The organism is Mesorhizobium sp. WSM1386, from assembly GCF_055901595.1.
The window spans coordinates 2,267,147-2,287,354 of sequence record NZ_CM148373.1 but is presented as its reverse complement, the minus strand read 5'-3'; the positions used below and the strand labels follow the sequence as shown (position 1 = coordinate 2,287,354).

The following is a 20,208-nucleotide window of genomic DNA, read 5'->3' as shown; positions in this document are numbered from 1 at the left end:
CCGTTATTTCCAACCATCTATCTCCAATTTTAAGGGATTGAGCTGAATGAGCGTAATGGTCAAGGAAAGCCCAATCAGCGAAAAGGACATGATCGCCGAGGCCGAGAAGGCGCTTGCCGACATCTCCAGAATTCGCGACGGGGTCGGCCGGGTCATCTTCGGCCAGGAGAATGTCGTCGAGCGCACGCTGGTGGCGCTGTTGGCCGGCGGCCATGCGCTACTGGTCGGCGTGCCCGGCCTCGCCAAGACCAAGCTGGTGGAGACACTGGGTGTCGTGCTCGGCCTCGATTCGCGCCGCATTCAGTTCACGCCCGACCTGATGCCGTCCGACATCCTCGGCTCCGAAGTGATGGAGCAGGACGAATTCGGCAAGCGCTCCTTCCGCTTCATTTCCGGACCGATTTTCGCCCAGCTTTTGATGGCCGACGAGATCAACCGCGCCTCGCCGCGCACCCAGTCGGCACTGCTGCAGGCAATGCAGGAGTACCACGTCACCATTGCCGGCGCCCGTCACGACCTGCCGGCGCCCTTCCATGTGCTGGCGACGCAGAATCCGCTGGAGCAGGAAGGCACCTATCCGCTGCCGGAAGCCCAGCTCGACCGCTTCCTGATGCAGGTCGACATCCTCTATCCCGAAATCGAGGCCGAGCGCCGCATTCTTCTGGAAACCACCGGCGTCGAGGACGCCAAGGCGCAGAACGTGCTGCAGCCGGCGCGGCTGAAGGAGATCCAGACGCTGATCCGCCGCATGCCGGTGCCCGAAAGCGTCGTCGAGGCGATCCTGACCCTGGTGCGCTCGGCGCGCCCGGGCCAGGGCAATGCCGAGACCGACAAGCTTGTCGCCTGGGGTCCAGGCCCGCGCGCCAGCCAAGCGCTGATGCTGTGCACGCGGGCGCGGGCGCTCTACGATGGGCGGTTGGCGCCCTCGGTCGACGATGTGCGGGCGCTGGCCGAGCCGGTGCTGCAGCATCGCATGGCGCTGACGTTCGCCGCCCGCGCCGAAGGCACCAGCGTGCGCGATGTCGTGGCGAAGCTTGTGAAAGGGATTTGATGGCGCGCATCGGCGAGGTCCAGGCTCCGGCGGCGACGCGCGACGCGCTCGCCCGTGGCCGGTTGCGGGCTTCGCTTGTGCCCGACCTGCTGGTCGAGGCGCGTCGCATCGTCAACACCGTGATCGCCGGCTGGCACGGCCGTCGCAAACGCGGTATCGGCGAGAATTTCTGGCAGTTCCGGCCCTATGTCGAAGGCGATTCCTCACGCATCGACTGGCGCCGCTCGGCACGCGACGACCATACCTATGTGCGCGACCGCGAATGGGAAGCCGCTCATACGGTGTGGCTGTGGGCCGACCCTTCGCCATCCATGCTTTACAAGTCGACCGGCGCCAGCGTTTCCAAGCAATCGCGCGCCTTGGTGCTCACGCTCGCCATGGCCGAACTTTTGTCGCGCAGCGGCGAACGCATCGCCTGGCCGGGGCTGACCGATCCGTTCACCGCCCGCAACGGCGCCGAACGCATCGCCGCCCAGCTGATGCATGCCGGCGAGCTGCCGGCAAAACCCGACCTCACGGATATCCGGCGCTTTTGCGACATCGTCATCGCCAGCGATTTCCTCGATCCCGTGCAGGAAACGATGGCCTGGCTCGACGTGCTTGCCCGCCACGGCGTGCGGGCGCATCTGATCGAGGTCGCCGACCCGGCCGAGGAGACCTTCCCCTATGCCGGCCGCACCGAGTTCACCGATCCCGAGACCGGCGAGAAACTGACAGCCGGGCGCGCCGAAATGCTCGCCGATGAATACCGCCTGCTCTACACTGCCCGCCGCCAGGAACTGGCCGGCTGGTGCAAGCGGCTCGGTTGGAGCTTCACCGTCAACCACACCGATCGGCTGGCCTCCGACGCTCTGGGGCGCCTGCACATGGCGATGACCGCCGAAGGCGGGCATGCCGGTAGCAGTCGTGCCGGAAAGGCGGTCGCATGAGCTGGCTGCCGCTCTCCTTCGGCGCTCCCATGGTGCTGTGGGGCCTGCTGGCGCTGCCGGTGATCTGGTGGCTGCTCAGGCTGACGCCGCCCAAGCCGCAGACCGAAGTGTTCCCGCCGCTGAAGATCCTGGCCCGTGTGCTGAAACGCGAGGAGACCCCGCAGCAGAGCCCATGGTGGCTGACGCTGCTCAGGCTCTTGATGGCGGCTCTCATCGTGGCCGCCTTGGCCGAACCGGTTTTCAACCCGCGCGAAAAACTGGCGGCCGAGGGAGCAGCACTTGCACTGGTCATCGACAATGACTGGGCCAGCGCCGCCGACTGGAACAAACGTGTCGCCACCGCCGAGCGGCTGATTAGCGATGCCGGTTCGAACGGCGTGCCGGTCATCATCGCCTTCACCGCCGAAAAGCCCAATGCCGAGATCGGCCCTTTCGATGCCGCTTCGGCGCTCAACCGGCTGCGCGCGGCCAAGCCGCGGCCGATCCCGACCGACCGGCCCGCCGTCTATGCCCGTGTCGCCGGCGTGCTGGAGACCGTGCCCGGTGCCAGCGTCGCCGTGCTTGCCGATGGCCTGGCGGCCAAGGGCGATGAAGCCGCCTTCAACACGCTGTTGTCGAAAAATGCCGCCCGCGTCGTTTGGGCAACCGCCGACCGGCTTTCGCTGACCGGCCTCGCCGCCGCCGACAACCAGGTCGACGGCTTCGCACTGACCGCCATTCGCGCGCCGGGCGACCCTGCACCCGGCCAGGTCACCGCAGGTGCTTTCGACGACAAGGGCCGCCGCATCGCCGATGCGACGCTGACCTTCGCGCCGGGCGAGGCGACTGCCACCGGCACCATGACGGTGCCGTTCGAGCTGCGCAACGACTTCGCCTCGATCGCGCTCGACGGCGAGCGCCACGCCGGCGCCGTGCGCGTGCTCGATGAAAACTCCAAGCGTCGCCGTGTCGGGCTGTTGTCGCAGGCCGAGGCCGACCAGGCGCAGCCGCTGCTGTCGCCGCTCTACTACATCAGGCGCGCGCTGCAGCCCTTCGCCGATCTGGTCGAACCCTCAAGCGCCGATCTTGCCGACGCCATCCCGCAGATACTCGACCAGAAGCCGGCGATGATCATCATGGCCGATATCGGCACTATTCCTGAGCAGGTCCGGCCAAGGCTGGTCGATTGGGTCGAAAAAGGCGGCACGCTGGTGCGTTTCGCCGGCTCGCGGCTGGCCGCCGCCGGCAATGACGACGACCTGCTGCCGGTGCGTCTGCGCACCGGCGAACGTTCGCTCGGCGGCGCCTTGTCATGGACGTCGCCGCAGCCGGTCACCGAATTCCCCAAGGCCGGACCGTTCGCCGATCTGGCGCCACCCACCGAAGTCACCGTGAGCCGGCAGGTGCTGGCGGAGCCGACGCCCGATATCGTCGAGCGCACGTGGGCCGCGCTTGCCGATGGCACGCCGCTGGTCACCGGGCTGAAGAAGGGCAAGGGCACGCTGGTACTGTTCCATATCACGCCGGAGGCGACATGGTCGAACCTGCCAATCTCCGGCAGCTTCGTCGAGATGCTGCGCCGCATCGTCCAGCTGTCGCGCAACCAGGGCGCTGCGATCGCCAACGCCGAAGCCGCCTCCACCTCGCTCGCGCCCTATCGCATGATAGCGGCCGACGGCTCGCTGGTGCCGCCGACGCCGGATGCACGGCCGCTGGTGCCGGGCGCCGGCATACTGCCGGTGACCTTCGAGAACCCGCCCGGCCTCTACGGTTCCGAGACTGGCGTCTTCGCTCACAACCTGCTCGATGCCGCAAGCACGCTGGCCCCGCTGGCGCGACCGCAAATCACCGTGCCGGTCACCACGATCCAGTATGCCTTCGACGAATCGCGCAACCTGAAGGGCGGGCTGGTTGCCGCCGCTTTGATACTGATGCTGCTCGACACGCTGGCGGTGTTGTGGATGGGCGGCCTGTTTTCGCGCCGGCCGCGCCGCGCCGGCGCGGTGGCGACCACCGCCGCGATACTGATCGCGCTCGGTGCTTTGTTCGGTCATGCCGACCTTGCCCGTGCCGACGATGCCAAGCCCGGCGACGAAGTGGCCATCGAGGCGATTTCCAAGACCCGGATCGCCTATGTGCTGACCGGCGTGCCGGGTGTCGATTCGATCAGCCGCGCCGGGCTCGAGGGCCTGACCCGCTTCCTGATCGAAAAGACCGCGCTCGAACCTGGCGAGCCGGCCGGCGTCGACATTTCGAAGGACGAGCTGTCGTTCTATCCCCTGATATACTGGCCGATCGATCCATCGGCATCAATGCCGAGCCAGGCGGCTATCGCCCGCATCGACGCCTATATGCAGCAGGGCGGCACGGTGCTGTTCGACACGCGCGACCAGTTCGCCAACGGCATCGGCGCCGATTCCACCAGCCCGGCGACCGAACGGCTGCGCGACATCCTCGGCAGCCTCAACGTGCCGCCGCTGGAGCCGGTGCCGTCGGACCATGTGCTGACCAAATCCTTCTTCATCCTGCCCGAATTCCCGGGCCGCTTCGCCGGCAGCCCGCTCTGGGTCGAGACATCGCTCGATGCCAGCAACGCCGACAACCGGCCGGTGCGCACCGGCGACGGCGTCTCGCCGATCATGATCACCGCCAATGATTTCGCCGGCGCCTGGGCGGTCGACGAGAATGGCGACCCGCTGCTGCCGACTGTGCCGGCCGACCCGATGCAGCGGATCTACGCGCTGCGTGCCGGCGTCAACATCATGATGTACATGCTGACCGGAAACTACAAATCCGACCAGGTGCATGTCCCGATACTGCTCGAACGGCTGGGGCAGTAAGATGATGCTCCTTGTTGCACGACTCGAGTGGATCGACCCTCCCCACAAAGGGGAGCGTAAGGCATGAACTGGTCGATCTCCTTCGAGCCGCTGATCTCGTCCTGGCCCTTGCTGGCCTTGGTGCTGGTGCCATTGGCGCTGCTTGCGCTCGTCGGCCTGTGGTTTCGCCAGCGCGGCGGTGTCCTGCGCTTCGTCGCCCTGCTGGCGCTCGCCGCCGCCCTCTTCAACCCGGTGTTCCTCAACGAGGAGCGCGAACCGCTGAAGAGCGTCGTCGCCCTGATCGTCGACCGCAGCCAGAGCCAGGACATCGGCGACCGCACCAGGCAGACCGACGAGGCGCTGGCCGGCCTGCAGCAGCGGCTTGGCCGCTTCAAGCAGTTCGACGTCCGCGTCGTCGAGGTCGGCAAGTCCGAAGCCGCCGAAGAGCGCACCGAGACGCGCCTGTTCGGCGCGCTGGAAGGCGCCTTCCGCGACGTGCCGCCATCGCGCATCGGCGGCGCCATCATGGTCACCGACGGCGAGGTGCATGACGCACCACCCGGCGCGCCCGATTTCAACGCCCCGCTGCATGCCCTGATCACTGGCAACGATCACGAAAAGGACCGCCGTATCCGCTTCGAGAACGCGCCGCGTTTCGGCCTCGTCGGCAAGCCGCTCGATATGACCTATCGCGTCATCTCGACGGAGAAAGAGACCGGTCCGGTCGATGTGCGCGTCTCGGTCAATGGCGAGCAGGTCGCGGTCGAGCATGCCGCCGTCGGCCAGGCGATGCCGCTGCAGGTGACCATCCCTGGCGCCGGGCGCAACATCATCGAACTCGCCATCGACCGCGAACCGGGCGAACTGACCGACACCAACAACCGCGCCATCGCGCTGGTCGACGGCATCCGCGAGAACCTTCGCGTGCTGCTGGTTTCGGGCGAGCCGCATGCGGGTGAGCGTACCTGGCGCAACCTGTTGAAATCCGACGCCTCCGTCGATCTCGTCCATTTCACCATTCTGCGGCCGCCGGAAAAGCAGGACGGCACGCCGATCAACGAATTGTCGCTGATCGCCTTCCCGACCCGTGAACTGTTCGTCGAGAAGATCAAGGATTTCGATCTCATCATCTTCGACCGCTACCAGCACCGCGACGTGCTGCCGATCCTCTATTACGACTACATTTCCGAATATGTCGAAAAGGGCGGCGCGCTGCTGATCGCCGCCGGCCCCGAATATGCCGGCGAAAGTTCGATCGCGCGCACGCCGCTGATGTCGGCCCTGCCGGCCATGCCGACCGGCGAAGTGGTCGACAAGGCCTTCTATCCGCGCCTCACCGATCTCGGCCAGCGCCATCCGGTGACCCGCGGCCTCGACGGTTCGGCCACCGAGCCGCCGCACTGGAGCCGCTGGTTCCGGACCATCGGTGTGCAGAACCCGCAGGGCGAAGTGGTGATGAAGGGCGCCGACAACCGGCCGCTGCTGCTGCTCGACCGCAAGGGCGAAGGCCGTGTCGGCATGCTTCTGTCGGACCAGGGCTGGCTGTGGGCGCGCGGCTTCGAGGGCGGCGGTCCGCATGTCCAGCTCTACCGGCGCATCGCCCACTGGCTGATGAAGGAGCCCGAGCTGGAGGAAGAGCGGCTGACCGCCGATGGACGCGGCATGGTGCTGGAGATCCGCCGCCAGACGATGGCCGACGACCCCGGCCCCGCGCAGATCATCACGCCCTCCGGCAAGACCTTGACCGTCAAGCTCGAGAAATCCGAACCCGGCGTCTTCCTCGGCAGCGTCGAGACCAACGAGATCGGTCTCTTCCAGGTCGCCAATGGCGACCTCACCGCGCTCGCCCATGTCGGACCGGTCAACGCACCGGAATTCTCGGATGTCATCTCCACCGAAAACCGGTTGAAGGCGCCGGCGGAAGCGACCGGCGGCAGCGTGCGCCGGCTGGCGTCATCCTCCGCCCTTGGCGGTGATGTGACGCTGCCCTCAATCGTGCCGGTGCGCTCGGCCGGCGAAGCCTCCGGCAGCGACTGGATCGGCCTGCGCACCACCGATGACAGCGTGCTCAAGGCCGTCTCGCGCGTGCCGCTGTTCGGCGGCTTCCTTGGCCTCGGCCTGCTGCTCCTGGCGATGGGCTCGATGTGGTATCGCGAGGGACGGTAAGCTTCCTTCTCCCCGTCACTATACGGGGAGAAGGTGCCGGTGTCCGAACCGGATAGATAGGTAACAGAATGGACCTGATGGATGGGTGACAGTTTTCTCCTTCGCTGGGAGGACCGGCGATGGTTTGGCGAGAGACTGGCATCATGGACGAGCGACTTCGGTTTGTTGTGGACTGCCTGGCAGGTGAGGAGACGATGAGCGAGATTTGTGCGGCCTACGGCATCTCTCGCAAGATCGGCTACAAGTGGCTTGGTCGCTATCGTGCGTTGGGCCCGGAAGGTTTGCGCGATCTGCCACGGGCGCCGCTCAATCACGGCCGGGCGACGGCTCTGGATCTGGTGGAACGGATCGTGGCGGCAAAGGAGACGCATCCACTGTGGGGGCCCAAGAAGATCGTGGCGCGGCTCAAGCGCACGGCCCCCGAGCTGCGCTGGCCGTCAGCTTCGACGGCGGGTGCCATCCTTGCACGACATGGGCTTGTGGGCGCGCGCAAGCGGCCACGGCTGCGGGCCTGCGGCAACGGCCCTGGCCGCCGGCCGAGGAACCGAACGCAGTGTGGACTGGCGACCACAAAGGCTGGTTCCCGACCGGCGACAAGCGGCGTTGCGAGCCCTTGACGGTGATGGATGCGTCAAGCCGCTATCTTCTGGCGCTGGAAGCAACGGGCTCGACGGCCGATGCCGAGGCCTGGCCGGTGTTCGAGCGGTTGTTCGAGGAGCATGGGCTGCCGGATCGCTTCAGAAGCGACAATGGCCCGCCGTTCGCGTCGGCCGGCGTCGCCGGGCTGACGCCACTTGCCGCGCGCTTCGTCAAACTTGGCATCGTGCTGGAGCGGATCGCACCCGGCAAGCCGCAGCAGAACGGCCGCCATGAGCGCTTTCATCTGACCATGCTGCCGCTGGCCAAGCACCCGCAAGCCGACAGAACAGCTCAGGGTCGAGCCTTCGAGGCCTTTCGGCGCAGCTACAATGAGGAGCGACCGCATGAGGCGCTGGCCATGGACACTCCAGCCCAGCATTACCGCCGCTCACAGCGCCTCATGCCAAGAACGCCACCCGAGCCCGATTATCCGGCCGAGGCCGCGGTCCGCCACGTGCGCCACAATGGCGAGATCCGATGGAATGGCGGCTTCATCTATGTCTCGCAAACACTGGCCGGTGAAGCGGTCGCGGCCACCGAAACCGAGGATGGCCAATGGGCGCTTTCCTTCTATGCCCATCCCCTGGGCATCATCGACACGAGGCGCATGAAGCTCGTCCGCCGCAGCGCCGCGCCAACCAAACCGCTTGGCGCTGCGGCGGACGAATAGAGGGGAGAAGTGTTACCTATGTATCCGGTTCAAAGTGTTACCTATCTATCGGCTGGACACCGGCAGGCGGATGAGGGGCAGCGCCAGCCTTCGCGATCTTCACTACTTGCGTAAATGACCATTGTCGGCGCCGCCCCTCATTGTCCTGCCGGACATTTCTCCCCGTATAGTGACGGGGAGAAAAACGCTGTCGTGCCCTACTCCTCCGGCTCTGTCGTGAACAGCAGCGGGTAGCCCTTGGCCTTGCCGGCGTCGGTGGCCCGCGTCGCCTTGGTTTCGGCGACATCCCTGGTGAAGACGGCGACCACGCAGACGCCGCGCTGGTGGGCGGTGATCATGATCCGGTGCGCCTGGTCTTCGCTGAGCTTGAACTCGCCCTTCAGCACCGTCACCACGAATTCGCGCGGCGTGAAATCGTCGTTGATGAGGATGACCTTGTAAAGCTTCGGCCGCTCGGTTTGCGGCTTGACCTTGGTGCGCGGCTTTGTGGTGATTTCAGGCATTGGAACCGACAGTTTCGCGATCGGGCTTCGGTCTGCATTTTGCCACGGGCGCCAGCGATCGTCCATTTGATCGGCGCGCAACCCGATAGAGCAATTCCACGAAAAGTGTGAAACGGTTTCCCGTCCGGAATTGCGTAAAACAAAGGGTTAGAGCAGTTTGCCGTTTCCATGAAACGGTGAACTGCTGCTAACCGACATGACGCGACCGTTCACAATCATGTGGGCAGTTGCCGGCCGCGGTTCAACGGTCCTGGCGGCCGAAGATGTGGCGGCCGAAGCTGGCCGCAAGCTGCCGGCATCCGCCCGGCGTTCCATCCAGGCAGCGATCGGCCACGCGACAACGCAGATCAACGTCACGCCGGTGAGCATGATCAGCAGCCAGGTCTGTGCCGGCGTGATGTAGTCCCAGTTGCTGGAGATTGCCGGTGCAAACAGCGAAGGCTCGGTCCGTCCGCTCGCCGGATCCGGCACCGGGCTGGCGGAAAACAGGATCAGCACCCTGGCGACACCGGTGGCGATCAGGCCACCGAGCACCATCGAACGCAAAATGGACGAAAGCCGCTTCTTCATGCGGAATGTCCTACACCGCCGGCGTTGCAGACAGGTTAAGTGCGATCGAGGAGGCTGGCTGTGGGCCACTGGTGTTCAGCCGCTCGATCAGGCGCTTGGCAGAAGGCCGCCCCAGCCGGTTGCGGCTGGAACGGCCTTGATAGGAAGCTGTCTTCGACCTGATCAGGCCTTCGGAGCAACCGCCGGCTTGGCCTTCTTGACGACCTTCTTGGCGGCGACCTTCTTGTGCTTGACCTTCTTCACGACCTTCTTCGGAGTAGCCATGGCATCGGCAGCCGGAGCGGTGGTTGTGGTCGTAGCGGCAGCAGCCGGAGCGGCGGTCGTGGTCGTTGCGGCGTTGCCGAGAGCCGGCATCGCGAAAGCGAGAGCGACGGCGAGACCGGTGGCGGAGAGGATGGACTTCTTCATGGCTTCATTTCCTTTCTGTGCGGGTCGATTTGAGTGTCACTGAACTGGGTCGTTCGGTGTCACTCCAAGCAGCTTCAAAGCATTGGCGAGCATCCGGATGCCCTGCGCCTGTTTCTTGGCGGCGCAGTACCGGTTGCCCTTTCTCTGAAGTGCCTTTGCCGCGGTGACCTGCGTGGCCGTGGCGTGGGTTTCGAGGGCTTCATCGAATTGGTGGCTGAGATTGGCACACCGCTCGCTCCGGGTGAGCGGCGCCTTTGCGTCCGATTGTCCAACAGAAGCGGAGGCGAGGCTGACGCCCAGCAACACACCCAGCAAACTGATCGGCAATCTTGGCATCGGTTTTTCCGTGAACCCGGAGACTTGCGTCGCGGCCAATGACCTGACCGCCACGAGACCGTTATGCCGCCCTACTTTTTCAGGAGTTTTTCCCGATTGTAGAATTTTGTTTCTGGATTGTGTCTGGCCGGCCCAGCTGGTGCATATCGCCCAAAAGTGGTTCCGGTTTTGGGCTTTGACGCGGCCATTGCATTCGGTGTGGAGAAGGCGGAATTCGTTCTTCCTTGAAATGCAAGGCACTGGCCAACATATGGCCCGAATTCTATCGTGTGGCTCACCGGCCAAGAACGACTTGGCCGGCAACCGGGACAGGCACCTGTGAAATCCGATGCGCACATACTGATCGTCGACGACGACAAGGGCATCCGTGACCTGCTTCAGGAATTCTTCCAGAAGCGGGGCCTGCACACCTCGGTCGCGGCCGACGGAATCGAGATGGAAACGATCTTGCGCCGCGCGCAGGTGGACCTCATCGTGCTTGACGTGATGCTGCCCGGCAAGAGCGGGCTTGAACTGTGCCGCGACCTGCGCGCCCAGTATTCGACGCCGATCATCATGCTGACCGCCGTCACCGAGACGACCGACCGCGTGGTCGGCCTGGAGATGGGCGCCGACGACTATGTTCCCAAACCCTTCGACCCGCGCGAGCTCCTGGCCCGCATCCGCGCCGTGCTGCGGCGCAACGGTGCCGCCGCCGAACCCAAGCGCGCCACCTCCAAGCAGATCTACCGCTTCGCCGGTTGGACGATGGACTGTTCGCGGCGCCGGCTGACCGCGCCCGACGATGTCAGGGTCGAACTGACGATGGCCGAGTTCAACCTGCTGCAGACCTTCGTCAAGAGCGCCCAGCGTGTGCTGACCCGCGACCAGCTCATCGAGCTTTCCGGCGGCGACAGCGACTATTCCTTCGACCGCAGCATCGACATCCTGGTCAGCCGGCTGCGGCGCAAGATGGAAGACGACCCCAAGACGCCGAAACTGATCCTCACGGTGCGCAGCGGCGGCTACCAGTTCCTGCCCGAGACGATCTCCGAATGAGACGTTTCCTGCCGCAGACCTTGCCTGTCTGGGTGCTGCTGATCGTCATCGCCGGCCTGCTGATCAGCCAGGTCGCGACCCTCTACATCGTGTCGCGCGACCGTGCCGCGGCCAACGACGTGGTCGACCTCTACCGCCTCAACGACCGCGCCTTCTCGCTGGTGCAGCTGATGCATGACGCCACGCCGGAGGAGCGCAAGGCGACCGCGACCGGCCTGTTCAATTCGACTTATGCGCTGACTGTCTCGGACACGCCCGCGGTCACCTCCTCGATTGCCGGCGACGACGAACTGGCCGAGCTCGAGGACATCCTCGTCGGCCGGCTGTCGAAGTTCGGCATCACCGACGCGCGCGTGCGGCGCGACCCGGCGACACGCGAGGCCGACGACGCCGGCGGCACCCAGCCGGGGCCTGATATCGGCCAGGTCGAGCGCGACCTGCTGGTGCTGGCCGCCAATTTCGCCCAGAGCGACAAGCTGACGGCATCGCTGCGCTTCGCCGACGGCCAATGGCTGAACTTCACCGAGCCGATCACACCCATCGGCCCGATCCTGAGCGTCGACAGCCTGCCGCTCTATTCGCTGATCGCCGGACTGGTGGTCATCATGTCGATCTGGTCGCTGCGCCGGCTGACGGCGCCCTACCGGATGATGGAAACCGCCGTGAACAGGATCGGCAAGGACCTGAAGAGCCCACCCATCGCCGAATCGGGCAGCCGCGAGGTCCAGGCCGCCGCCAGGGCGATCAACGCCATGCAGGCCAGGCTGCGCGAATATGTCGAGGACCGCGAACATCTGGCCGCCGCACTCGCGCATGACCTGCGCACGCCGATGACGCGGATGCGGCTGCGCCTGGAGCTGTTGCGCAAATCGGCGGTGCGCGAGGCGCTGGCGCACGATCTCGCCGACGTCGAGAGCATCGCCAGTTCAGTGATCGACTTCGCCACCTTCGAGGTGACCGAGGAGAAGAGCGAACGCATCGACTTCTGGTCGCTCGTGGAATCGATCGCCGATGCCTACCCGGACGTCTCCTTCGACAATGACGATACTCGCTCACGCGGCTTGATCTGCATGGCGCGGCCGGTTGCGCTGAAGCGCTGCGTCACCAATCTGGTGCAGAACGCCGTCACCTACGGTAAGAAGGCGCATCTGAGCCTGCACCGCTCCGACCGCACGATCACGCTTGCCATCCGTGACGAAGGACCGGGCATACCGCAGGCCCAGATTGATGCCGTGTTCGGTTCTTTCGTGCGCCTCGAACAATCCCGCAACCGCCAGACCGGCGGCCTCGGTCTCGGCCTCACCATCGCCCGCAACATCGCCCGCGCCGCCGGCGGCGAGGTCCGCCTGTCCAACCATCCTGCCGGCGGCCTGCTGACGGAGCTGCGCTTGCCGCTGGCGGCCTGACGCGGGTCGTCCAAATGCCGACCTCGCAAGAGGCGCAGGGACCAGGGATGGTCCCGCTTGCCGATTCTCAACGGATGACGGCGATTTTCCATGCCAGCAGGGCAATTATTGCCATCACGCTGGACAACGTTGCCCAACCGTGCCGCCCGAATGCATGCAGGACAAGAACCGCCAACGCGGCACTGACCGCCGCGAACGCCCCTTCGATATAAAAGAGCTGGTTTGCACTCAGCGGCGCACCGGTTGCGCCGCCGATCCTGAAGAATTCCAGGATCGATCGCATCGCGATCACAAGCAGCATGGCGAGCGCCGTTTGAGCGACCCGCGGTTTAGAAAACCAATTCCGAATCCGCTTCAAAGCGCCCTGTCCCTGCAAGATCGCGCTCAACTACCGCCGCAGCACCGCGCTCAGCACATCCCTGATGCCGATGGCGCCGACGAAGCGGGACTGGTCGTCGAACAGCGCTACGGGTGCTGTCTGCGAGCGGTGCATGGCAAGCATCACCGTTTTCAGCGATGTGCCGGGATTGGCCCAGAACACTTGCGCTGCTTCCTCCGACTGGGCTTCGACATCGGCGCAGGACATCCACACCGCCGGCTTGCCGTCGCGTTCGGCCGCCGCCACCAGCCCGTGGTCGTCGATCTTGAAGCGCGTCGTCTTGCGCCGGTCGAGCCACACCCAGCCATTGTCGCCATGCTCCAGGTCGCGGCGGTCGCGCATCACGTTCCAGGCGGTCAGCACCGACAGCGGGTTCACATTGGCGATGAAGTCGCGGACATAGTCGTTTGCGGGACGCAGCACGATGTCTTCGGGCGCGCCGGTCTGGACGATGCGGCCACCTTCCATGATGGTGATATGGCTGCCGATCTTCAGCGCCTCCTCCAGATCGTGGCTGACGAAGATGATGGTCTTCTTCAGCTCTGCCTGCAGCTGCAGCAACTCGTCCTGCAGCTTGGTGCGGATCAGCGGGTCGAGCGCCGAGAACGGCTCGTCCATCAACAGGATCGGCGCTTCGGTGGCGAAGGCGCGCGCCAGGCCGACGCGTTGCTGCATGCCGCCCGACAGCTCGTGGGCGTATTTGTTCGACCACTGGTCGAGATTGACCAGCTTGAGCTGCCTGTGCACGCGCTCCTTGCGCTCGGCGTCCGGCACGCCGGCGAGTTCGAGGCCGAGCCCGACATTTTCCTCCACCGTGCGCCACGGCAACAGGCCGAACTGCTGGAACACCATCGCCACCTGCTTCTGGCGCAGGCGCCGCAATGTGGCCTGGTCGCACGTGACGACATCGACGATCTTGTCGCCGTCCTTGACCAGAACCTGGCCGCGCGACACCACGTTGAGCCGGTTGACGGCCCTGAGCAGCGTCGACTTGCCGGAGCCCGAGAGGCCCATCAGCACCGAAATCTCGCCCTCGTGCACGGTGAGGCTGGCGTCGGCGCAGCCCAGCACATTGCCGGTCTTCTCGAGGATTTCGGCGCGTGTCGCGCCCTTGTCGATCATCGCCAGCGAGCCCGCCTGGTCGGCGCCGAAGACGATGTCGACGTTCTTGAAATCGACGGCGACGGTCATTTCTTGCCTCCAACGCCAATACGGGTCATCCGGTCGAGCACGATTGCAAGCACGACGATGGCTAGACCGGCCTCAAGCCCGAGATCAATGCGGCGCGAGCCGAGCGCGCGGTTGATTTCCGTGCCGAGGCCGCCGGCGCCGATCAGTGCGGCGAACACCACCATCGACAGCGACAGCATGATCGACTGGGTCAGCCCTGCCATGATGGTGGGCAATGCCGAGGGCAGTTCCACCTTCCACAAAAGCTGGCTCTTGGTGGCGCCGAACGCCTCGCCGGCTTCGATGATCGACTTCGGCACCGAGACGACGCCGAGATGGGTGAGCCTGACCGCGGTCGGGATGACGAAGATGATGGTGACGATGAGGCCGGGCGCATTGCCGAGACCGAACAGCGTCAGCACCGGAATAAGGTACACGAAGGTCGGCAGCGTCTGCATCAGGTCGAGCACCGGCAGCATGATGCGGTAGACCTTGGGCTTGTGCGCCGCCCAGATGCCGAGCGGCACGCCGATGGCCATCGCCATGGCAGCGGCCGCCACGACCAGCACCAGCGTCTGCACCGTCTGCTTCCACAGGTTCTGGTTGATGATGAAGATCAGGCCGAGGAACACGCCGATAGCCAGCGGCCGCGAGCGCTGCAGCAGCCAGGCGACGACAGCGATGACCAGCGCCAGCAGCACCGGCGGCACCATCAGCAGGATGCCGACCAGCCCGTCGAGCAGGAAATTCAGCCCATTCGAAAAGGCCCTGAACACGGTGTCGAAATTGTCTGTGAGGAAACCGAAGAACGCCTTTCCCCAGGCGCCGATCGGAATCTTGTGATCGACCATGAATTTCGAAATCGGATCCATATCGCCCCTCTCAGACGCGAAGCCGCCCTGCCCTCGGCCTCAGCTCTCGCAACGTCATCTTGTCACAGCATATGAAAAAGGGCAGCCTTTTCCAGTGGCTGCCCCCTTCTTCCCACAGCGCCGCGCGTCTTTTCAGACGCGCAAAGGACGCTGTGGCACTTTTCTTTGCGCATGATCCCTTTCCGAAAATCGAAGCCGATTTTCCGGGTCATGCGCCTACGCCGAAACAAAAGCCGGCTCAGCCTCCGAGCGCGGTCTTGATCGCGGCCGCGGCGTCGCCGCCGTCGAAGGTGGTCACGCCGGCGATCCATGGCTTGACGGCATCCGGATTTTTCTTCAGCCAGTCGGTCGCAACCGTGTTGGCGTCGCCGCCTTTCAGGATGGCGTCCATCATCTGGCCTTCCATATCCAAGTTGAACTTCAGATTGGCGATGAACTTGCCGGCATTCGGGCATTCGGTGGTGTAGCCCTTGCGCGCGACGGTGTAGACGGTGGCGGCGCCGAAACCGCTGTCGCCCATGCCGTCGAGATAGGTGATCTTCATGGCGCCCATCACCGGATGCGGCGTCCAGCCGAGGAAGGCGATCCACTCGTTGTTCTTCATCGACTGCTCGGCCTGCGTCAGCATGCCGGCCTCCGACGACTCGACCAGTTCGAAGCCTTCGAGATTGTCCTTCGGGTTCTTGATCATGTCGAGGATGATGCGGTTGCCGTCATTGCCGGCCTCGATGCCATAAATCTTGCCGTTGAACTTGTCCTTGAACTTGCCGATGTCGGTCAGCGACTTCACGCCGGCGTCCGCGACATAGGTCGGCACGACGATGCCGTAACCGGCGCCGGTCAGGTTGGTGCTGATCGTCTCGACCGAACCGTCGGCGGTGTAGTCCTTGATGTCGTTGGTCATCGACGGCATCCAATTGCCGAGGAAGACATCGAGATCCTTGTTCTTCAGCGAGGCCATGGTCACCGGCACCGACAGCTGGATCGTTTGCGGCTCGTAGCCGAGCGCTGTGAGCAGCACCGAGGCGACGCCGGTCGTCGCCTGGATGTCGGTCCAGCCGACATCGGAGAGACGCACGGCCTTGCAGCTTTCCGGATCGCCGGCAAAGGCAGCACTCGTGGACAGGAAGGCCGCCAGGCCGAGGCCGGCGACGAAGGAATTCATACGCGACATAGACAGTCTCCCATTGTGATTCTTTGGCGAAGCGTAATTACGGTTTCTCTGCCCGCCTTGTTTCGCCAGCCAAACACCATTCTGTTGTGGTTTCAAGCGGTAAGGCAATCACGATCAACGGCGCGGACTGGCCCATCAGCGACACGGTTGACGCTTTTGTTACGCGAGGCGGCTTTTTCAGGGGAATGCGGCGACGGCCCCTCCCCGCGCCGAGCCAAGTCGGCTTAAGGTCTGTTTAGATTCAGGTCAGGCCGCGCCGAAAATGGTGGGTTCCGAGAACCGAAGCGGAGCGTACTTTTCGTACGTGAGCATCGGAAGCGCAGGGAGCCGCCATTTGCAGGCCGGCCTCACCTGAATATCAACAGACCTTACAGGGCAATATGGCCAAGCTTTACTTCCACTACGCGACGATGAATGCCGGCAAGACGACGATGCTGCTGCAGGCGTCGTATAACTATCGCGAGCGCGGCATGACGACGATGCTGTTCGTCGCCGGCCACTACCGCAAGGGCGACAGCGGCCTGATCTCGTCGCGCATCGGGCTGGAGACCGAGGCCGAGATGTTCCGCGACGGCGACGATCTGTTCGCCCGCGTCGCCGAGCATCATCATCGCAGCGCCGTGCATTGCGTCTTCGTCGACGAGGCGCAGTTCCTGGAGGAGGAGCAGGTCTGGCAACTCGCCCGCATCGCCGACCGGTTGAACATCCCCGTCATGTGCTATGGCCTGCGCACCGATTTCCAGGGCAAGCTGTTTTCCGGCTCGCGCGCGCTGCTGGCCATCGCCGACGATCTGCGCGAAGTCCGCACCATCTGCCGTTGCGGCCGCAAGGCGACGATGGTCGTGCGTCTCGGCCCCGACGGCAAGGTCGCCCGGCAAGGCGAACAGGTGGCGATCGGCAAGGACGTCTACGTCTCGCTCTGCCGCCGCCACTGGGAGGAAGAGATGGGCCGCGCCGCGCCCGACGACTTCATCGGCTTCATCAGGAACTGACCGGGATGGCAACCTCGCCCAGGCTTTGTGCAACCGGATCGGGCATCAATCCCGCCGCGATGCAGCGTTTGTTAAGGCGTAGGCCCTATAAGGCCGTCAGCCGGAACTCCCTGAGGGTCAGCCATGCTTCGAGCCGTCTCGTCAGCCAGCATCCTTCTGCTGGCCACCTCCATTGCCGCTTATGCCGGCGGCGATCCGGTGCAGGGCAAGCACGTTTTCAACAGATGCATCGCCTGCCATGAAGCAGCCACCGACCGCGACAAGGTCGGCCCGCATCTGATGGGTGTCGTCGGCCGCACCGCGGGCAGCGCCGAAAGCTTCCTTGGCCACTATTCGGAAGCCATGAAAAACGCCGGCGCGGCCGGTCTCGTCTGGGACGAGGCAAACCTTGCCGGATACCTCAAGGCTCCCAGGCTGAAGGTGCCCGGCAACAAGATGGCTTTCGGCGGCCTCGGCAGCGACGACGACATCGCCAACGTCATCGCCTATCTGAAGGCCGATCCCAAGCCCTGAGCAGCATGATGGCGCCGGCTGACGCCCGGCATGGAGCGGCTGCAACTGGTCAGTTGTTGTCCGGCTTCAGGACCATCCTAATCGATGGAGACTGACTGCTTTGCCGGCGTGGAAGTTCAAAATCAGCTGAACTATGCTCGGCTCACCAGCTAATCACGCCATGACCACCGCTCCACTGCCTTTCAAGGGCACAGCGTGATATTTTGTTTTCGCACCGTCCCTGTCTTCACGTCTTTCAATCCCCTGATACCCCACATATATTCGCCGCTGTTCGCAACCAGCGACCTGATGCCGAAGCGGGAGGCCCCTATGGCGACATTGCAGAATTTCGATGCCGAAATTGCCAAGACCAAGCAGGTCGTCCAGGATATGCGCACCAAGATCGAGCAGTCCGGCACCGTGCTCGACACGCTTGCCACCGCCGACAAGAAGATCGGCGACGCCAATTTCGACATCGAGAACGCCCGCATCGAGGATGTGCTGAAGCAGCAGAAGGTGATGGAAGGCAACATCGCCGACCTGATCATCGGCCTGGAGGACGCCACCAACGTCTTCGGCGCCGAGTTCGAAAGCATGAAGAACTACACCGGCTGGGAAAACTTCATCGGCATCTTCTCCAGCCAGAGCAAGCAACGCATGCGCACCGACCGTGTCCGCAACATGTCGCTGGCCGGCAATCTGCAGGAGCTGCTGGCCAAGTCCGACACCATCGTCGGCATCCTGAAGGCGCAGAAGGAGGTCCTCGACCAGCGCTACAAGACCTCCGAAACCAGCCTGTCGCAGGTGATCGAGCGCCGCAAGACCACCATGTCCAACCTCGAAACCGTGCAGAAGCGCATCGAGGAGCTCAACCCGATGCTGCTCGACATCGAGAACAAGATCGCCGCCTCGACCAGCCAGAAGGACCGCACGCAGCTCGAAGGCGAGCGCTCCAAGCTCGCCACCGAATACAACGAGAAGCAGGCCAAGGAACAGGAACTGCTGGCCGAAAGCCAGACGCTGGAGCGCTACACCTCGATGTTCCAGACCTTCGTGGATTCGCTCAACAACCAGATCGCGGCGCAGTCGACGCTGATCAACAAGCTGACCATCGATACCGAGCAGCGCATCGTGCTCTACAAGGCGCTGGAAGATTCGCTGAAGACCGCCGCCCAGCAGGACGTCGCCCACAAGATCAACACGCTGGGCAGCCAGGTCGACAACACCGCCGAGGAGACCATGGCCGGCATCGGTGCCGCCTCGCAAAAGCACATCGGCGACTTGCTCGAGATGCACGAGAAGAACATGGTCGCCAGCGCCGACATCCAGCGCCGCAAGAAGCTTGCCGACGACGCCTTCGCCCGCCGCTTCGACGAGGTGCTGAAGAAGCACAATTCAGCCGACTACGTACAGTCTTAATTGCTGCACTCGCCAGTGTCGCGTTCCGACTTGAGGCCAGTAGCATGACCCCCGAAAACGACGCGGCGGCGCGGTATTTCTCGGCAATCACGGCCGCGCTCAGCGGCCTGGAAGTGTTCATGCGCGACGACCGCTCGCCGCTCTACCGGCACGGCATCGTCGCCAAGATCGTCGCCGAATACATCGCCCGGCTCGACAAATCCTTCTCCTGCTGGCGCAACCGGCTGGGCTTCGTGGACACGTTCCGGATTTCGCGCGCCGAAAGCGGCTTTCCAGTGTTCCAGAACCTGCTCGAACTGGAAAACGACCGCCGCCAGGCGGACAGCCGGCTCGCCAACATCCCGCTGGCCGGCGAATTGCGCGAGGAGATGGCCGATTTCATCCTGCGCCACAAGGAATTCCCCGAGGCGCTGCAGAAGTCGATGGCCGAGCGGCTGTATCTCGAGGACGTCAAGAGCGAGCAGACCTTCGGCCCCTTCACCCTGGCGCAGACCGCCAAGGTCTCGGTCAACCCGAAGACGGCGCGGCCCTACTATCTCGTCCATTGGGCGACATTCGACGGCAGCGCCAACCTGCCCCTGGTCTACATGGTGACGGTGGAAGATTCCTCGGAAACGATGATCAGCCAGCTCGTCGACAGGAACGGCAAGCTCAACGAGAAGGTCGACATTCCGCTGCCGGTCGATGGCCTGCTCAATCCGGAGCTTGCCCACCGTTTCGACGATTTCACCGAGAAGAATTCCGCCTACACGCTGTCGCCGGCGACGATCGCCGTCAACCTCGACAAGGATTTCGAGCCGCTGCACCCCAAGCAATTGCGCCGCGTCGTGCTCGGTCCCTTCTATTCGGCTGGTATCACCGACAACAATTCGACGGTGACCGAGGTGCTGGCCAAGGTGCGCAAGCCCGAGAATGCCTGGCTTTTGACCTGGACCATCCAGGAAGTCTATTCCAAGGCCGAGAAACCCGGCCGCAGGGGGCTGTTTTCGAGCGAGAAGACGACCCAGGAATTCTTCATCAACACCGACGATCTGGAAGCCGCGCGCCAGGGCGTGTCGAGCTACGAGAACCACGCGCTGATTCCGCACGAGGCGTACCAGGCGCTCTACGCCGCCGGCGAGGCGCAGAAGATCTTTTCCGGCTACAAGGTCCACATCCTGTCCAACGGACAGGTCATCTCGGACGTCTGACCGTCA

General features: G+C 64.2%; 18 protein-coding genes and 1 pseudogene. 11 read left to right on the top strand and 8 right to left on the bottom strand.

Annotated features, from left to right (window positions below; all coding sequences use genetic code 11):
- The first annotated feature begins 46 nt into the window (after positions 1-46).
- The 5 genes and pseudogenes from AC0NIH_RS11185 (at position 47) to AC0NIH_RS11165 (ending at position 8,253) form a co-directional block, all read left to right on the top strand.
- On the top strand, positions 47-1,051 hold the full coding sequence (locus tag AC0NIH_RS11185) for an AAA family ATPase (RefSeq protein WP_031250346.1): 1,005 nt from the start codon (positions 47-49) through the stop codon (positions 1,049-1,051).
- A complete protein-coding gene (locus AC0NIH_RS11180; RefSeq protein ID WP_473467927.1) occupies positions 1,051-1,980 on the top strand; it encodes a DUF58 domain-containing protein in 930 nt (309 codons plus the stop codon). Before AC0NIH_RS11185 ends, AC0NIH_RS11180 begins: the two co-directional genes overlap by 1 nt.
- Positions 1,977-4,799, top strand: coding sequence for a DUF4159 domain-containing protein (locus AC0NIH_RS11175; protein ID WP_473467925.1), 2,823 nt, complete (start codon positions 1,977-1,979; stop codon positions 4,797-4,799). Before AC0NIH_RS11180 ends, AC0NIH_RS11175 begins: the two co-directional genes overlap by 4 nt.
- A 63-nt stretch (positions 4,800-4,862) precedes the next feature.
- Complete coding sequence (locus AC0NIH_RS11170) at positions 4,863-6,944, top strand: hypothetical protein (RefSeq protein ID WP_473467923.1); 2,082 nt, start codon at positions 4,863-4,865, stop codon at positions 6,942-6,944.
- A 119-nt stretch (positions 6,945-7,063) separates the two neighbouring features.
- Positions 7,064-8,253, top strand: a pseudogene (locus tag AC0NIH_RS11165) (integrase core domain-containing protein).
- Between the two features lie 197 nt (positions 8,254-8,450).
- Here the strand turns inward: AC0NIH_RS11165 and clpS are convergent.
- From clpS to AC0NIH_RS11145, 4 genes are all read right to left on the bottom strand, one after another.
- Positions 8,451-8,756: an ATP-dependent Clp protease adapter ClpS gene (gene clpS, locus AC0NIH_RS11160; RefSeq protein ID WP_013893445.1), complete on the bottom strand. Its 306-nt coding sequence runs from the start codon at positions 8,754-8,756 to the stop codon at positions 8,451-8,453.
- A gap of 147 nt (positions 8,757-8,903) precedes the next feature.
- Entirely contained in the window at positions 8,904-9,326 is a 423-nt protein-coding gene (locus AC0NIH_RS11155; protein ID WP_473468228.1) for a hypothetical protein, read from the bottom strand.
- 162 nt (positions 9,327-9,488) lie between these two features.
- Positions 9,489-9,734, bottom strand: a complete 246-nt coding sequence (locus AC0NIH_RS11150; protein WP_023768008.1) for a hypothetical protein — start codon at positions 9,732-9,734, stop codon at positions 9,489-9,491.
- 36 nt (positions 9,735-9,770) lie between these two features.
- A complete protein-coding gene (locus AC0NIH_RS11145; protein ID WP_352711190.1) occupies positions 9,771-10,070 on the bottom strand; it encodes a hypothetical protein in 300 nt (99 codons plus the stop codon).
- Positions 10,071-10,388: 318 nt separating this feature from the next.
- Here AC0NIH_RS11145 and AC0NIH_RS11140 point away from each other — a divergent pair, with 318 nt between their 5' ends.
- Entirely contained in the window at positions 10,389-11,108 is a 720-nt protein-coding gene (locus AC0NIH_RS11140; protein ID WP_013893441.1) for a response regulator, read from the top strand.
- The gene (locus tag AC0NIH_RS11135) at positions 11,105-12,514 is read left to right on the top strand and encodes an ATP-binding protein (RefSeq protein ID WP_023768005.1); all 1,410 of its coding nucleotides are present in this window, start codon (positions 11,105-11,107) and stop codon (positions 12,512-12,514) included. Before AC0NIH_RS11140 ends, AC0NIH_RS11135 begins: the two co-directional genes overlap by 4 nt.
- Before the next feature lie 67 nt (positions 12,515-12,581).
- Here AC0NIH_RS11135 and AC0NIH_RS11130 read toward each other — a convergent pair whose 3' ends face one another.
- The 4 genes from AC0NIH_RS11130 to AC0NIH_RS11115 form a co-directional block, all read right to left on the bottom strand.
- Positions 12,582-12,815, bottom strand: a complete 234-nt coding sequence (locus AC0NIH_RS11130; RefSeq protein ID WP_473468231.1) for a hypothetical protein — start codon at positions 12,813-12,815, stop codon at positions 12,582-12,584.
- An 87-nt stretch (positions 12,816-12,902) separates the two neighbouring features.
- Positions 12,903-14,084, bottom strand: a complete 1,182-nt coding sequence (gene choV / locus AC0NIH_RS11125) for a choline ABC transporter ATP-binding protein (protein ID WP_013893438.1) — start codon at positions 14,082-14,084, stop codon at positions 12,903-12,905.
- Positions 14,081-14,935, bottom strand: a complete 855-nt coding sequence (gene choW / locus AC0NIH_RS11120) for a choline ABC transporter permease subunit (RefSeq protein WP_224687743.1) — start codon at positions 14,933-14,935, stop codon at positions 14,081-14,083. Before choW ends, choV begins: the two co-directional genes overlap by 4 nt.
- 238 nt (positions 14,936-15,173) lie before the next feature.
- On the bottom strand, positions 15,174-16,109 hold the full coding sequence (locus tag AC0NIH_RS11115) for a choline ABC transporter substrate-binding protein (RefSeq protein ID WP_023779566.1): 936 nt from the start codon (positions 16,107-16,109) through the stop codon (positions 15,174-15,176).
- A gap of 380 nt (positions 16,110-16,489) precedes the next feature.
- Here AC0NIH_RS11115 and AC0NIH_RS11110 point away from each other — a divergent pair, with 380 nt between their 5' ends.
- The 4 genes from AC0NIH_RS11110 (at position 16,490) to AC0NIH_RS11095 (ending at position 20,202) form a co-directional block, all read left to right on the top strand.
- A complete protein-coding gene (locus tag AC0NIH_RS11110) occupies positions 16,490-17,101 on the top strand; it encodes a thymidine kinase (RefSeq protein WP_473468233.1) in 612 nt (203 codons plus the stop codon).
- Between the two features lie 123 nt (positions 17,102-17,224).
- Positions 17,225-17,614: a c-type cytochrome gene (locus AC0NIH_RS11105; RefSeq protein ID WP_224687745.1), complete on the top strand. Its 390-nt coding sequence runs from the start codon at positions 17,225-17,227 to the stop codon at positions 17,612-17,614.
- Between the two features lie 309 nt (positions 17,615-17,923).
- On the top strand, positions 17,924-19,012 hold the full coding sequence (locus tag AC0NIH_RS11100) for a hypothetical protein (protein WP_023767998.1): 1,089 nt from the start codon (positions 17,924-17,926) through the stop codon (positions 19,010-19,012).
- 44 nt (positions 19,013-19,056) lie between these two features.
- Positions 19,057-20,202 carry a hypothetical protein gene (locus AC0NIH_RS11095; RefSeq protein WP_473468235.1) on the top strand — a complete coding sequence of 382 codons (1,146 nt, stop codon included), beginning with the start codon at positions 19,057-19,059 and terminating at the stop codon, positions 20,200-20,202.
- The last annotated feature ends 6 nt before the right edge of the window (positions 20,203-20,208 follow it).